Genomic DNA, 13,297 nt, shown 5'->3' with positions numbered 1-13,297 from the left:
TACCAACATTTATATCTTGCAAATATGAATGAATAGGTGGTAAAGAAAATGGAAAAAAAGCAAGAATATCAAGTATTGTTGTATTACCAATATGTAACCATTGATGATCCAGAAACCTTTGCTGCAGAGCATTTACGCTATTGCAAGGAGATTGGTTTAAAGGGACGCATCTTAGTTGCAAATGAAGGAATAAATGGTACTGTGTCAGGAACTATTGAACAAACCAATGCATATATGGACCACATGCACAACGATGCACGCTTCCATGATATGACATTTAAAGTGGATTCTCATGAGGGTCATGCATTTAAAAAAATGCACGTTCGCCCACGCCCTGAACTAGTGACTTTACGTCTTGAAGATGATGTGAATCCATTAGAAACAACAGGAGAATATTTAGAACCAAAAGATTTTTATCAAGCATTACAAGATGAAAATACAGTTGTATTGGATGCACGTAATGATTATGAATATGACTTAGGGCACTTCCGAGGTGCAATCCGACCTGATATCAAAACTTTCCGCGACCTTCCTGATTGGGTTCAAGAGAATAAGGATATGTTAGAAGGTAAAAAAGTCGTTACCTATTGTACAGGCGGAATTCGTTGTGAGAAGTTTTCAGGATGGCTGGTAAAAGAAGGTTTTGAAGACGTCGCTCAATTACACGGTGGAATTGTATCTTATGGAAAAGACCCTGAAGTACAAGGTGAACTTTGGGATGGTCAGCTATACGTATTTGATGAGCGTATTAGTGTACCAGTAAACCGTAAAGAACATGTTATCATTGGGAAAGATTACTTTGACGGTGAACCTTGTGAGAGATATGTAAATTGCGCAAACCCAGAGTGTAATAAACAAATACTTGCTTCAGAGGAAAATGAGCATAAATATTTACGGGGTTGTACACATGAATGTCGTGTTACTCCTCGCAACTTATATGTGAAAGAACATGAACTCACTGGAACTCAAGTCGAAGAAAGATTACAAGCGATTGGCGAATCTTTAACACAAGAAGTATAGCTTTAGATAAAAAAAGATCTGACAAACTCTACCCTGTCAGATCTTTTTTTTCTTATTCATATTTAACATACTCTACATGCCAAGTATCTTTCACCTGCATCATCTTCAATCCTACATATCCATCATTTAAGTATTGCTGTTGCTTTTGGATATCTCCCATTTCAATTTTTGTTATTTCTTTTATTTGATTATTGTTAGCTTGTAGGTCCTTACAAAAAATATAGCGGAGTTTATCGCCATATTTATTCTTTAATCGATAAATCTTCATCCCTAAAGCAAATTTATCCTTTAAACTTGCTATATTAAAAGGAGCTACTGTCGCTAAAATGTACCGAAAATCTCGTCTATCCAATGAATCCATCCAAGTTTTCCCCATAAATGTCTGTAAACCATTTCCCCGATAATCGGGGTGAACATTTGATATCTCCGAATACACAATACGAGGGTAATCGCTTTCTAGTAATCCGATATCCTTTCCTAACCCTTCCTCATCATTTATAGGGTTTAGAAATGCTCGAAAACCAATTAATATCTGTTGATCAAATACTCCTATCATTAACTTATCATCGGATAGGATAGTAAGAAATTCCTCTCTTGACAAAGGTTCTAAGCTATCTTTATCAATTAATTCTTCAATTACTATATCCTGTAGTTGCATAATTACAGGTAAATCTTCTCTAGTTAAGTATCTTACGTCAACATTCGTACCATCTCGTAATACATGCTGCATAATAATAACCTTACCTTTCTATTTTGACCACTCCATGGCCATTGATATAATTTTTACAAAGGAGAGATTTTCTATGAGTTTACATGATTTTACGGCAACAACCATTCTTCATTATTTCTTCGATTGATTAAACTCTTGTCGAATTGCATGAATTAAAGCTTCATCGGTTAATAAATCATAACCTGTTTTAGCAAGCGACAATGCTCCATCACATAAAGTTTTATGCCCATCTTCCGTTATTGTCTGCTTAGCAAACTCTGTTGTATGTGCAATAATATCCGATTTGTTCATCCCAATATATGGATGAATCGCAGGTACAACTTGACTCACATTTCCCATATCAATAGAGCCATAAGATTCTTTCGCAGGATGTACTGGAAGTTCACTTGTTTCTTTTAAGTTTTTTGTGAATACCTCTGATAATTGTTGATTGGTAATCATATTATCATAGCTCAACTCATAGTTTGTTATTTCTAATGCTGCACCCGTCATAGCTGCAGCACCACTTGCAATATCTTTTACTTGAAGGACCAAGCGATTTAAGTAACTACGATCCTTTGCACGAATATAGAATTGAGCGGTTGCCTTTTCTGGCACAACATTCGCTGCTACACCACCCTCTGTAATAATTCCATGCATCCGAACGTCACTTGTTACATGTTGACGTAGAGCATTAATACCATTAAACAACTGAATCACACTGTCTAAGGCATTGATTCCCTGTTCAGGCGCAGCCGCTGCATGTGCAGGTTTACCCGTATAGCTAAACTGTATCGCATCCATCGCCAAAGCATCGCCACTTTCATGAGATATATTTCCAGGATGAAGAATCATTGCGGCATCTAATTTATCAAAAATCCCTTGTTCACTCATCGGAACCTTGGCTCCATTCGTTTCTTCGGCAGGTGTTCCGAATACATGCACCGTTCCTCCAATTTCAGATATTAGCTTACTTAGAGCAATGGCAGCTCCAACACTCATTGTTCCGATTAAATTATGGCCACATCCATGTCCAACACCTGGCAGTGCATCGTATTCCGCTAAATAAGCAATATTAGGACCAGGTTGTGCTCCAGAAAAGGTTGCATGAAATGCAGTCTGTCTTTCTACAATATTTGTCTGCACTTGAAAACCATGCTTTTCTAGAAGATTGGTAAGGAGTTTCATTGATTCAAATTCTTGATCTCCTAGCTCTGGATGGTAGTACAAATAATCACTAATATCTATTAGAGCTGGTATAATTTCTTCCATTTTATGATTTAAAAGCTGCTTCATTCTAATCCTCCATCAACTTTATTAAAACGTACATTCATTACGTTTAATTACTTTTCCAAAAAAGCGTAGCGTTTGATTATGATGCGCAATAATTTTATCTGCGGTTAATATTTCATTATCAAATGTACTATGTGCATCCGATACTAAGGAAACTTTATATCCGTGGTTAAATGCACTTCGCATCGTCGTATCGACACATACTTCTGTTTGTATACCCGTTACCAAGAGATGTTCCACTTCATATCTCATTAGTTCATCTAGAAAATTGGTACGATAAAATGCATCTGGAGTTGTTTTCTGAATAACGACATCTTGGCCCTTAGGTGTTATCTCTTGTCGAATCTCCCATCCAACAGATCCATTCTCTAATGACTCCCCTGGCGCTTCATTATGTTGCACATAAAAAATTGGTACGGATGATTCTCTTGCTGTTACTATGAGCATCTGTAACTCTTCCAATAACTGTTCCCCATTGTAAACTCCTTCATCAAACATCGCATTTTGCACATCAATAATTACTAATGCAGATTTACTCACCCCATACACCCCAATCAAATAATTATATTTTCATACTATCATTCTTCTGTATCACCTTTCAGTCGTCTTAATTCAAAAAAGAAATAGGCTCCAATAAGTACATAACTAATTAACATACCGATAATTAATCGATTATCTTCGCTAACATTCGTATACATTAGCAGATAACTTGGTAGATGTAATGCAATTAATACAAACGGTAGAACAGCAGTTTTTGCCCATACAGATAGACCAATCACTAGTATAGCCGCAAGTGATGCAACAATTAAACTTGTTAATAGGCTAAAATGATACATCGGTGATGGATATAAATGATTGATAAACAGCACTGCCAAATAAAACAACATACTTAAAATAACTGGTACAGCAATAATCACATACTGTTTTAATCCTAACGTTTGCTTTCTTGAAACATACCGAAAAGCAATGACTGTTCCTGTTAAAAAGAAAATACCGTGCAACACAATACCTATGATTTGTAGCAAACTATAGTTTAGTGTAAAATTGCTTCCTTCTAATAAATTTCCAAATATACTAAAAGATATGCCACCAATTAAAATTAATGGTATGTACATCATCCAAGATTTTACATCTACTTTCATTTCTTTTGAGATCATTTGCATATACTCTTCTGGGGAATCCCCTACTACCTGATGAATATTTTTTCCTGACTCTTCCGCCTCCAATAAGTGACCTTGTAATTCTTCAACAATTTCATTGATTTCTTCTGTTTTCTTACCACTTGCAAATAGATATAATCGCAGGTTCTCTATAAAACGAACACTTTCTTTACTTAACGACGATTCCATACTCATTGTTTATCCTCACTTTCTTTTTGTAAAATGTCATTCACACTCGATTGAAGTTGATTCCATTTTGTTATAAATTCTGTTAATTCTCTCTTTCCTTCTTCCGTCAATGAATAATATTTTCTTTGCGGTCCAGCAATTGATGCTTTTTTTACAGATTGAACTAGATTTTCTCGTTGCATTCTCATGAGTAACGGATAGATTGTTCCTTCACTGACATGATGAAATCCATAATCGCTTAATTTCTGAGCCATTTCGTATCCATAGCATTCTTCACCATGAATAATTGCGAGCAGACAGCCGTCTAGGATCCCTTTCAACATTTGAGTTTGTGACATTACATAGCCTCCACTTATGATCTTGTAATGCATAATATTATTAAATGCTTATACCTTGTAATACAAGATATGTAATCAGTATATAACTCAATACCTTGTATTGCAAGGTATTGAGTTAACAAAACGAAGCGGTAAATCAGATATCACTCTGAATTACCGCTCATCATTCACATATTTTAGTATGCTCTAGCCCAATATACTAGTTCTTTTGCTTCTTTACCACAACATACACAAGTGTCTGCTACTTTTTCTTCTTCAAAAGGTATACAGCGAGATGTTGCAGTTGTTTCTTCTTTGATGGATTCCTCACAACTCACATCTCCACACCACATCGCTTTAATAAATCCGCCTTTTTCGATTTTCTCTTTAAATTCATCCATATCTTTTGCAACAGTAGTCATCTCATCTCGATGATCTAACGCACGTTGATATAGATTCGATTGAACTTCATCGAGCAATTCAACTAAACGAGTCTCCACATCAGTTACTGGAACAAATTCTTTCTCTCCAGTATCACGTCGCACGAGGACAACTTGTTCTTTTTCAATGTCTTTTGGACCCATTTCTACACGAACAGGTATCCCTTTCATTTCATATTCATTGAACTTCCAACCTGGCATCTTATCACTACCGTCAATATCTACTCGAGCAACTTTCGCTAATTTATCCCGTAGTTCATAAGCTTTATCAAGTACGCCTTCTTTATGTTGAGCAATCGGAACAATCATCGCCTGCGTTGGTGCAATTTTCGGAGGAACAACAAGTCCACGATTATCTCCATGTACCATAATCAATGCGCCCATGATACGCGTCGATAATCCCCAAGATGTTTGATGAACAAATTGGCTCCTGCCATCTTTATCAAGATAATTAATATCAAATGCTTCTGCAAATCCAGTTCCAAAATGATGAGAAGTTCCTGATTGTAAAGCTTTACCATCATGCATCAATGCTTCAATCGTTAACGTGAATTTTGCACCTGCGAATTTTTCTTTATCTGTTTTTCGTCCTTTTAGTACTGGGACAGCTAGATACTCTTCCACAAGTTTTGCATAGGTTTCTAACATGCGATTTGTTTCTTCTGTTGCTTCTTCATCTGTAGCATGTGCAGTATGACCTTCTTGCCAATGGAATTCTGAAGAACGTAGAAACGGACGTGTTGTCTTCTCCCAACGAACAACATTTCCCCATTGATTATAAAGTTTTGGAAGGTCACGATAGGAATGAATGTTATTAGAATAGTAGTCACAGAAAAGCACTTCTGATGTTGGACGGACCGCAATACGTTCTGCTAATTCTTCTTCTCCACCATGAGTTACCCATGCAACTTCCGGAGCAAATCCTTCTACGTGATCTTTCTCCTTTTGAAGCAAACTCTCTGGTATAAATAAAGGAAAGGCTACATTTGTATGTCCAGTTTCTTTAAACATACGATCCAATTCATTTTTAATATTTTCCCAAATAGCATACCCATAAGGTTTAATAATCATTGTTCCTCTAACTTGACCATAGTCTACCAAGTCTGCTTGCTTCACAACATCGGTATACCATTGTGCAAAATCATCTTCCATCGCAGTAATTTTTTCCACGAACTGTTTATTTTTCTTTCCCACTTCTTACACCTCATTTTCATCTATTTAAATCAATTTCATAAAAAGTTATTTTGCATGAAATCTGAATGTTATACTGTTTGACTTCCGTTGCAGACAGTTGTTTTTTAGCAGGGACTGGTTTTAACTAACTTAAAAAGAAAAACACAATTTATGAGTGTATCTTCAGCCCGCGCTGTTCCTGCATGAGTCGCCGTCTTACATTCTAATCAAAGCCAAATATTTTCTATAATGCGAACTTTAATATATAGATATCATTAATTATTCCTTTATTAAATGTAAATTTGCAATTATGAAATTGACTCATTTAAAATGTATTTGAAAACACAAAAAATCCTCCATCCGTAAAAGGGACCGAGGTCTGGTGGTACCACCCTTGTTTGCATCCAGATTGGATACACACTTTATGTAGATAACGGATTTCACCGCGCACATCTTATAGCAAAGCCTTTCGATGGCGAACTCAGGAGGTAGGTTCCTAAAATTATCTATGGAAGATTCTCAGCATTCTCTCCCTCTCTGTGTTAGATAAACAAAAGTACTAGTCTCCGTCCACGTTTCATTTATGTTTTAAATATATAGTCAGACGCTATGAAAGTCAAGTGTGCGACTATCTTACCTCTGCACCAATCGACTGTTCAAAATGCCCAAGCGCCCATTCATGCCCCACTTGATTAAAACTAGCCACTGCGTCTTTATGAATTACAATTCGAAAGCCCTTATTATATGCATCTACAGCTGTATGCAAAACACATATGTCTGTGCAAACACCAACAAGATGGATTTCTTCAATTCCACGTTCTCTTAGCTTCAACTCTAAGTCTGTACCAGCAAAAGCACTATATCTCGTCTTATCAAAGTAATAGACATTTTCCTGTTCTTTTATACGTTGATATAGAGTTTCTAACTCTCCAAACAATTGCCTACCTTTTGTACCAACTATATTATGTGGAGGAAAAAGTTTTTGTTCGGGATGATGTTCATCATCGGGTTGATGTGCATCAATAGCAAACACTACATAATCACCTTGTTCAGCAAATGACTTTGTTATTTGTACAATTTTACTTTCAATGGCTTGTCCAGGTTTTCCAGTAGTAAGTGCACCATCTTCTGCTACAAAATCAATAGTGTAATCAATATTTATTAATGCTTTTTTTGTCATTTACTCTAAACTCCCTTTCTTAAAACAAGATTAAAATTAAGAACCAAATAATCATAATTAGCTGTAAGACAATCTTTGCAACTGAACCTCCCAGGAAACCAATAAGAGAACCAATTGCTGATCGAAATGCTTCTTTAAACGTTCGGTTTTGTATTTTCTCAACAATCAATACTACTAAGAACGGTATATAAATAATTCCAAATGGAGGGGTTATAAATGATCCAATTATGACCGCAACCGCAGCTGCACGTTCCCCTGTTTTACTGCCTCCAAAACGTCGTACAAAATAACTATTGGCGATAATATCGGCACTAAATAGTAAAACAGTAATAACTATCATTGCTATCCAAAATAACGTATTTAATTGATCTCCACTCAGAACAAATTGATAAAGTATAAAACCAATCCAGATTACTAGAACTGAAGGTATAATCGGAAAAATAATACCTATAAAACTAGCGATAAATAATAGTGCGATAATAATCCATATGATAATGTCAAACAAAGAAATACCTCCAATCACATCTTTAACTTGCTTTTTTTCCAAACATACTGGATAGTTTTGTTTCTTCTTTCCCTTTTATCCGCTTATAATTTTCAATATGTTTATAAATACCCAAAACAGATAACCCAATTACGATAAGAAATGGAGCTAAACCAAAGAAGTAATAGGTTGTTATGAGAAATGAGATATACATACACAAAACTCCGATTGCTAAATAATCCGTAGCGATAGTAAATATTATCAGTATTCCTATCCCAATTAATGCTATCCGCCAATCAATCGCTATTAAAGCTCCAACAAGAGATGCAGTTCCTTTCCCACCGCTAAAATGCATCGTTATCGGATAGTTATGTCCTATAATAACAAATAGTGCCGTTAAATAGATATAAATATGTTGTTCTTGAGTGGGTACTGCATTTTCCTGAAGTAATATTAACAGCAATAATATGGCGGCTGTTGCTTTAAATATATCAATAAATGCTACAATAATTCCATATTTCCAACCTAATAAAATGGTTGTATTCGAAGCGCCTGCATTTTTTACACCTGCTTCTTTAATATTAACACCTTTTAACTTACCTACGATCTGGGAACCATGTATACAACCAAATATATATCCTAGTAAACAAGCAACTACATAATACATTCTTCTCCCCCCTTTTAATCGTCGCCGCATTATGCAATTTTTCGCAAGTCACCATCTAATGAAATATATGCTCTCTATAGCAGAAACGAACAACTTAGATAAGTCTCACTTCCCCTTACGATTTTAAAACCCCTTCAAAAGAATGAAGTTTTACTTCATTATATGTTTACGCTTTCATATAATCAATCACCTTTATTTATAGGTGAGAGGGAAGTTAAAATGTAAATTGGAATGATTTCCATCAAATAGATAAATCATGACAATTTTTCTTCAATACGTATAATTAAATTTCCCTATATGACTATCCATGTTATTCTTTTAAAGACATTTATCTTGTCAAAAAAGGAGCAAAAAGCTTAATGAGAGGCTTAACACATTTTATAACTACTTGGATGCTCATTATCCTTTTTGTAGCTATTGTTTTTATGATTTATCAAGAAGCAAATCAGCCGGAAACTGTTTATGTTGGTGAAGAAGCAACTGAGGCTTCTGAATTACACCCCGTAGTGGAAAAAGCTAAAAATGATTTAATTGATCAAGCTTCGAAGATAGATATTGATGTCATGATAACTGATGATGTCCGCTCCAAAGAGAGACAGGATGAACTTTATGCAAGAGGACGATCCAAAGAAGGAACCATTGTAACACATGCACAAGGTGGAGAAAGCTATCATAATTATGGATTAGCAATTGATTATGCTATTAAAGACAATAATGGCAATGTGATTTGGGATATTCATTACGACGGCAATGATAATGGTGAATCCGATTGGTTTGAAGTCGCTGAGATTGCTAAAGATATCGGTTTTGAATGGGGAGGCGATTGGCAGCACTTTAAGGATTATCCTCACCTTCAAATGACATTCGGCTTAAGTATAAATGAGCTTCAAAAAGGCTATAGGCCTCCAGATAAATAAAGAACCATTCATGTATAACTGAACGTTTTTTAGTCGGTATCATGAATGGTTTTGTTTTTTATTGGTTATTCTTTTTTTCTCCGTCTTTTTCATTTTCTTCCTTATTTTTTTCCTCATCTGGAAGCGGATCAATCGTATGGTTATACCCATACCCTTTAGACAGCGTTAACAACGATAACCCGACTACCATTGCAACAACAACTACAGAAACAATTATGACAGTTATCATGGAACCAGACATACTATCCCTCGCTTTACATACTTGCTTCTTTTAGAGTATCGAATATCCAAATTTCTTTCAATCACAATATTTTGATTCTAACCACTCTTTTACAGCAAATTCCATGTATACCCAAGCATATATAATTATATAAAAGTATATCTTTGCATACGCCTGCTTATATTCTTGAAATATAAAAATATAAAGGTTAATTGTAAATTATCAGAATACACAGCATTTGAGAAGTTTTTCATATCTCTGTAACATGTTTAGTAACGAATGTTGGGCAAACACCACATTCTTTTTTTGAAACTATGATGCGGTGATATTTTACTAGAGATGATAGAATTCAGTCCGTATTCATAGTTATTTTTTCATAGAATTTATAAAATTACTAGGAGGTCAATAAAGTTGAAAAAAAAGTTAATAACGGTAGTCATACTTAGTGCAATACTAGTGTTCTTCTTAGCTGCCTGCGGTTCTGACAGCGGTAGTTTAGAAGACTTACAAGATGAAGGAACTGTGGAAGTTGGTTTCGCAAACGAATCTCCTTATGCTTATGAAAATGATAATGGTGAATTATCAGGGGCATCAGTTGATATTGCAAAAGCAGTCTTTGCAGAACTTGGTATCGATAATGTAGAAGGAAAGCTTTCCGAATGGGGAGAATTAATCCCAGGTGTTCAAGCTGGCCAATTTGATGTAATTACCGCTGGAATGGCAATTCAACCAGCTCGTTGTGAAAATGCATTGTTCAGTGAACCTACCATGCAGTATGGGGAAGGACTTGTTGTAGCTGCCGGAAACCCTCACGGTTTAGAAAGCTATCAAGACATTGCTGATAATCCCGATGTAACAGTTATCGTAATGGAGGGTGCAACTGAGATTGGTTACTTAGAAGAAGTTGGAGTGAACCCTGATCAGATCACTACTGCAGGTGATATTCCTGCAACATTCTCTGCGGTTCAATCAGGACGTGCTGATGCAACAACCGGAACAGAGATGACTGTTCGAGAAAATTTTGCTTCTGCTAATACAGAGGACCTAGAACTTGTAGAAACATTTGAGCAACCAGATATTCCTGGTGTTCCAAGCTATGGTGGAGCAGCATTCCATCCTGATAACGAAGAATTACGTGATGCTTATAATGAAAAATTAAAAGAACTAAAAGAAGATGGAACTGTGGCTGAATTGCTTGAAAAGAATGGCTTTCACCCTGAAAACAACTTTGTAGAAGATGGTTCTGTAACGACCGAACAGCTTTGTAATGGGGAAGTTTAATTTAATTTGATAGACTCCATAGGGTCCGTTTCCCTGCCCGAGGGAGCGTACCTTATTTTTTTGTTGTGAATACTAAAATGAGATAAGGAGTGAATCACCATTAGTGATACAATTGATATTATCAGTCAACTCTCCCGGGGGTTGGGAATAACTGTTTCCATACTAATTGCTTCAGCTATTTTAGCATACTTCATGGCTTTTTTCGCTGGGCTTTGTCGTCTTTCTAGCTCGAAAATTGTACGTGTTGCTACTGGATTTTATATTGAAATATTCCGTGGAACATCACTGATCGTTCAATTATTTTGGCTATATTATGCCATTCCAATCATTTTCGGAATTCAATTAGGAAATAACTGGGTAATAGGTGTGATTGCCATTGGTTTAAACTACGGGGCATATCTATCTGAAGTAGTACGCGGATCAATCGTTTCTGTAGATAAAGGACAAACAGAAGCTGCGGTTGCATTGAATATGTCGAAAAAACAACGTATGCGTCTCATTATCCTTCCACAAGCAATACGGATGATGTTACCAGAGTTTGGAAACTATACGATCCAAATGCTAAAAGGTACATCACTTGTATACTTAATTGGATTAACAGATATTCTTTATTATGGAAATATGATGCGCAATACGAATCTAGACCTTTCTCCGATTATCTATATATTAGTACTAGTTTTCTATTTCTTACTTGCATTGCCTTTAATTTGGTTTACAAGAAAAGCAGAAAACATATCGAAGAAAGGAGTTGCTAGTTAATGGGATTTAGTTTTGAAACTTTTATAGATGCCCTACCCTATGTTCTTGATGGAATTTGGGTAACAATTGGTTTAACATTTGCTAGTTTCGCCTTTGCACTCGTCTTTGGGTTTGTGTGGACATTCCTAAGACGTGTACCAAATAGACCATTTAACTTCATTGTCACTTGGATAATGGAATTTATACGTTCCACCCCTCCGATTGTACAGCTGTTCTTTATATTCTATGCTCTACCTACACTTCCTGTAATCGGTGTATCACTTCCACCATTTTTATGTGGTGTAATTGGATTAGGAGTTCATTTCAGTACGTATATCGGAGAAATCTATCGTTCTGGTATTGAAAGTGTTGATAAAGGCCAATGGGAAGCTTCAAAAGCTTTAAATTTCTCTACTTGGGATAAATGGAAGAAAATTGTTTTACCACAGGCAATACCACCCACCATTCCCATGTTGGGTAATTATTTTATAATTATGTTTAAAGAAGTGCCACTAGCTTCCACCATAACCGTAGCAGGAATTATGTCTATGGCAAGATCATATGGTTCAGAGCACTGGTCTTATGTAGAACCATTGACCATTGTAGGTATCATTTTCTTAGTATTGAGTCTACCTTCTGCTATGCTGATTAAGCGATTAGAGTTAAAATTTAATAGACGCTTCGATAAAAACCAAATTAAGAAAAAAGGAGCCTTAACGTAATGACAGAACCGATAGTAAAATTTCAAAATATCCATAAGTCCTTTGGTGATGTAGAGGTATTAAAGGGAATTAATTTAGATATTCATCCAGCTGAAAAGGTTGCTGTAATTGGTCCGAGTGGTTCTGGTAAAACGACTATTATTCGAATGCTTATGACATTAGAAGAGCCAACCGACGGTGACATTATCGTAGCAGGAAGGAATCTCTGGAAAATGGAGAAAAAAGGGAAAACAGTGCCTGCTAATGAGAATCACTTGCGTGAAATACGTGGAGATATCGGAATGGTATTTCAACATTTTAATTTGTTTCCACACATGACAATTTTAGAGAATTGCATGACTGCTCCTATAAATGTAAAAAAAGAACCGAAAGAAGAAGTTAAAAAACGTTCTATAGAAATGTTAGAACGTGTTGGTCTAGGAGATAAAGTAGATAACTACCCTAGCCAATTATCTGGTGGGCAAAAGCAGCGTGTTGCAATGGCCCGCGCACTGGTTATGCGCCCGAAAATTATGTTGTTTGATGAGGTTACTTCTGCACTTGATCCAGAGTTAGTTGGAGAAGTACTGAATGTTATACGTGACATTGCAAAAAACGATGATATGGCGATGATTCTTGTAACACATGAAATGGACTTTGCTCTAGATATAGCCGATAAAGTTCTATTCTTAGATGAAGGGATAATTGCCGAACAAGGTACAGCCAGTGAAGTGATTGAGCACTCTGAAAATGACAGACTTCAAGAATTCTTACATCGTTTTAGAGGCTAGATAGGTCGTTAAAATTT

The 13,297-nt window shown here is 35.9% G+C and carries 16 protein-coding genes and 1 other annotated feature; of the genes, 6 read left to right on the top strand and 10 right to left on the bottom strand.

Annotated elements, in window-relative coordinates:
- The first annotated feature begins 48 nt into the window (after positions 1 to 48).
- On the top strand, positions 49 to 1,020 hold the full coding sequence (trhO, locus tag C794_RS02930) for an oxygen-dependent tRNA uridine(34) hydroxylase TrhO (protein WP_017795653.1): 972 nt from the start codon (positions 49 to 51) through the stop codon (positions 1,018 to 1,020).
- A 52-nt stretch (positions 1,021 to 1,072) separates the two neighbouring features.
- Here the strand turns inward: trhO and C794_RS02925 are convergent, their stop codons facing one another.
- From C794_RS02925 to C794_RS02885, 9 genes are all read right to left on the bottom strand, one after another.
- Positions 1,073 to 1,750 carry a GNAT family N-acetyltransferase gene (locus C794_RS02925; protein ID WP_017795652.1) on the bottom strand — a complete coding sequence of 226 codons (678 nt, stop codon included), beginning with the start codon at positions 1,748 to 1,750 and terminating at the stop codon, positions 1,073 to 1,075.
- A gap of 111 nt (positions 1,751 to 1,861) precedes the next feature.
- Entirely contained in the window at positions 1,862 to 3,025 is a 1,164-nt protein-coding gene (locus C794_RS02920; protein ID WP_017795651.1) for a M20 family metallopeptidase, read from the bottom strand.
- Positions 3,026 to 3,046: 21 nt separating this feature from the next.
- Positions 3,047 to 3,562 (bottom strand): cysteine hydrolase family protein, encoded by a 516-nt coding sequence (locus tag C794_RS02915; RefSeq protein WP_017795650.1) that lies wholly within the window; start codon positions 3,560 to 3,562, stop codon positions 3,047 to 3,049.
- Between the two features lie 38 nt (positions 3,563 to 3,600).
- Entirely contained in the window at positions 3,601 to 4,377 is a 777-nt protein-coding gene (locus C794_RS02910; RefSeq protein ID WP_017795649.1) for a DUF1129 domain-containing protein, read from the bottom strand.
- Positions 4,374 to 4,709: a PadR family transcriptional regulator gene (locus tag C794_RS02905; protein WP_017795648.1), complete on the bottom strand. Its 336-nt coding sequence runs from the start codon at positions 4,707 to 4,709 to the stop codon at positions 4,374 to 4,376. The genes C794_RS02910 and C794_RS02905 overlap by 4 nt, the downstream gene beginning before the upstream one ends.
- Before the next feature lie 176 nt (positions 4,710 to 4,885).
- Positions 4,886 to 6,322 (bottom strand): proline--tRNA ligase, encoded by a 1,437-nt coding sequence (gene proS / locus C794_RS02900; RefSeq protein WP_017795647.1) that lies wholly within the window; start codon positions 6,320 to 6,322, stop codon positions 4,886 to 4,888.
- Positions 6,323 to 6,665: 343 nt separating this feature from the next.
- Positions 6,666 to 6,883: a binding site (T-box leader), on the bottom strand.
- Between the two features lie 46 nt (positions 6,884 to 6,929).
- The gene (locus C794_RS02895; protein WP_017795646.1) at positions 6,930 to 7,481 is read right to left on the bottom strand and encodes a cysteine hydrolase family protein; all 552 of its coding nucleotides are present in this window, start codon (positions 7,479 to 7,481) and stop codon (positions 6,930 to 6,932) included.
- A gap of 19 nt (positions 7,482 to 7,500) precedes the next feature.
- Positions 7,501 to 7,986: a DUF456 domain-containing protein gene (locus C794_RS02890; protein WP_026133699.1), complete on the bottom strand. Its 486-nt coding sequence runs from the start codon at positions 7,984 to 7,986 to the stop codon at positions 7,501 to 7,503.
- A 22-nt stretch (positions 7,987 to 8,008) separates the two neighbouring features.
- On the bottom strand, positions 8,009 to 8,632 hold the full coding sequence (locus tag C794_RS02885; RefSeq protein ID WP_017795644.1) for a glycerol-3-phosphate acyltransferase: 624 nt from the start codon (positions 8,630 to 8,632) through the stop codon (positions 8,009 to 8,011).
- A 359-nt stretch (positions 8,633 to 8,991) separates the two neighbouring features.
- Here C794_RS02885 and C794_RS02880 point away from each other — a divergent pair, with 359 nt between their 5' ends.
- Positions 8,992 to 9,549 (top strand): M15 family metallopeptidase, encoded by a 558-nt coding sequence (locus C794_RS02880; protein WP_017795643.1) that lies wholly within the window; start codon positions 8,992 to 8,994, stop codon positions 9,547 to 9,549.
- A gap of 58 nt (positions 9,550 to 9,607) precedes the next feature.
- Here the strand turns inward: C794_RS02880 and ytzI are convergent, their stop codons facing one another.
- Positions 9,608 to 9,790: a YtzI protein gene (ytzI, locus tag C794_RS02875; RefSeq protein ID WP_017795642.1), complete on the bottom strand. Its 183-nt coding sequence runs from the start codon at positions 9,788 to 9,790 to the stop codon at positions 9,608 to 9,610.
- A 390-nt stretch (positions 9,791 to 10,180) separates the two neighbouring features.
- On the opposite strand from ytzI, the gene ehuB reads away from it, so the two are divergent.
- From ehuB to ehuA, 4 genes are all read left to right on the top strand, one after another.
- Positions 10,181 to 11,050: an ectoine/hydroxyectoine ABC transporter substrate-binding protein EhuB gene (gene ehuB / locus C794_RS02870; RefSeq protein ID WP_017795641.1), complete on the top strand. Its 870-nt coding sequence runs from the start codon at positions 10,181 to 10,183 to the stop codon at positions 11,048 to 11,050.
- 99 nt (positions 11,051 to 11,149) lie between these two features.
- Positions 11,150 to 11,809: an amino acid ABC transporter permease gene (locus tag C794_RS02865; RefSeq protein ID WP_077596652.1), complete on the top strand. Its 660-nt coding sequence runs from the start codon at positions 11,150 to 11,152 to the stop codon at positions 11,807 to 11,809.
- Positions 11,809 to 12,510, top strand: a complete 702-nt coding sequence (gene ehuD / locus C794_RS02860) for an ectoine/hydroxyectoine ABC transporter permease subunit EhuD (RefSeq protein ID WP_017795639.1) — start codon at positions 11,809 to 11,811, stop codon at positions 12,508 to 12,510. The genes C794_RS02865 and ehuD overlap by 1 nt, the downstream gene beginning before the upstream one ends.
- Positions 12,510 to 13,280 carry an ectoine/hydroxyectoine ABC transporter ATP-binding protein EhuA gene (gene ehuA, locus C794_RS02855; protein ID WP_017795638.1) on the top strand — a complete coding sequence of 257 codons (771 nt, stop codon included), beginning with the start codon at positions 12,510 to 12,512 and terminating at the stop codon, positions 13,278 to 13,280. Before ehuD ends, ehuA begins: the two co-directional genes overlap by 1 nt.
- Positions 13,281 to 13,297: the final 17 nt, after the last annotated feature.

The organism is Oceanobacillus kimchii X50 (assembly GCF_000340475.1).
Taxonomy (GTDB): Bacteria; Bacillota; Bacilli; order Bacillales; family Amphibacillaceae; genus Oceanobacillus; species Oceanobacillus kimchii.
Note: the sequence above shows the minus strand (reverse complement) of the source record. Positions and strands in the feature narration are given on the sequence as shown.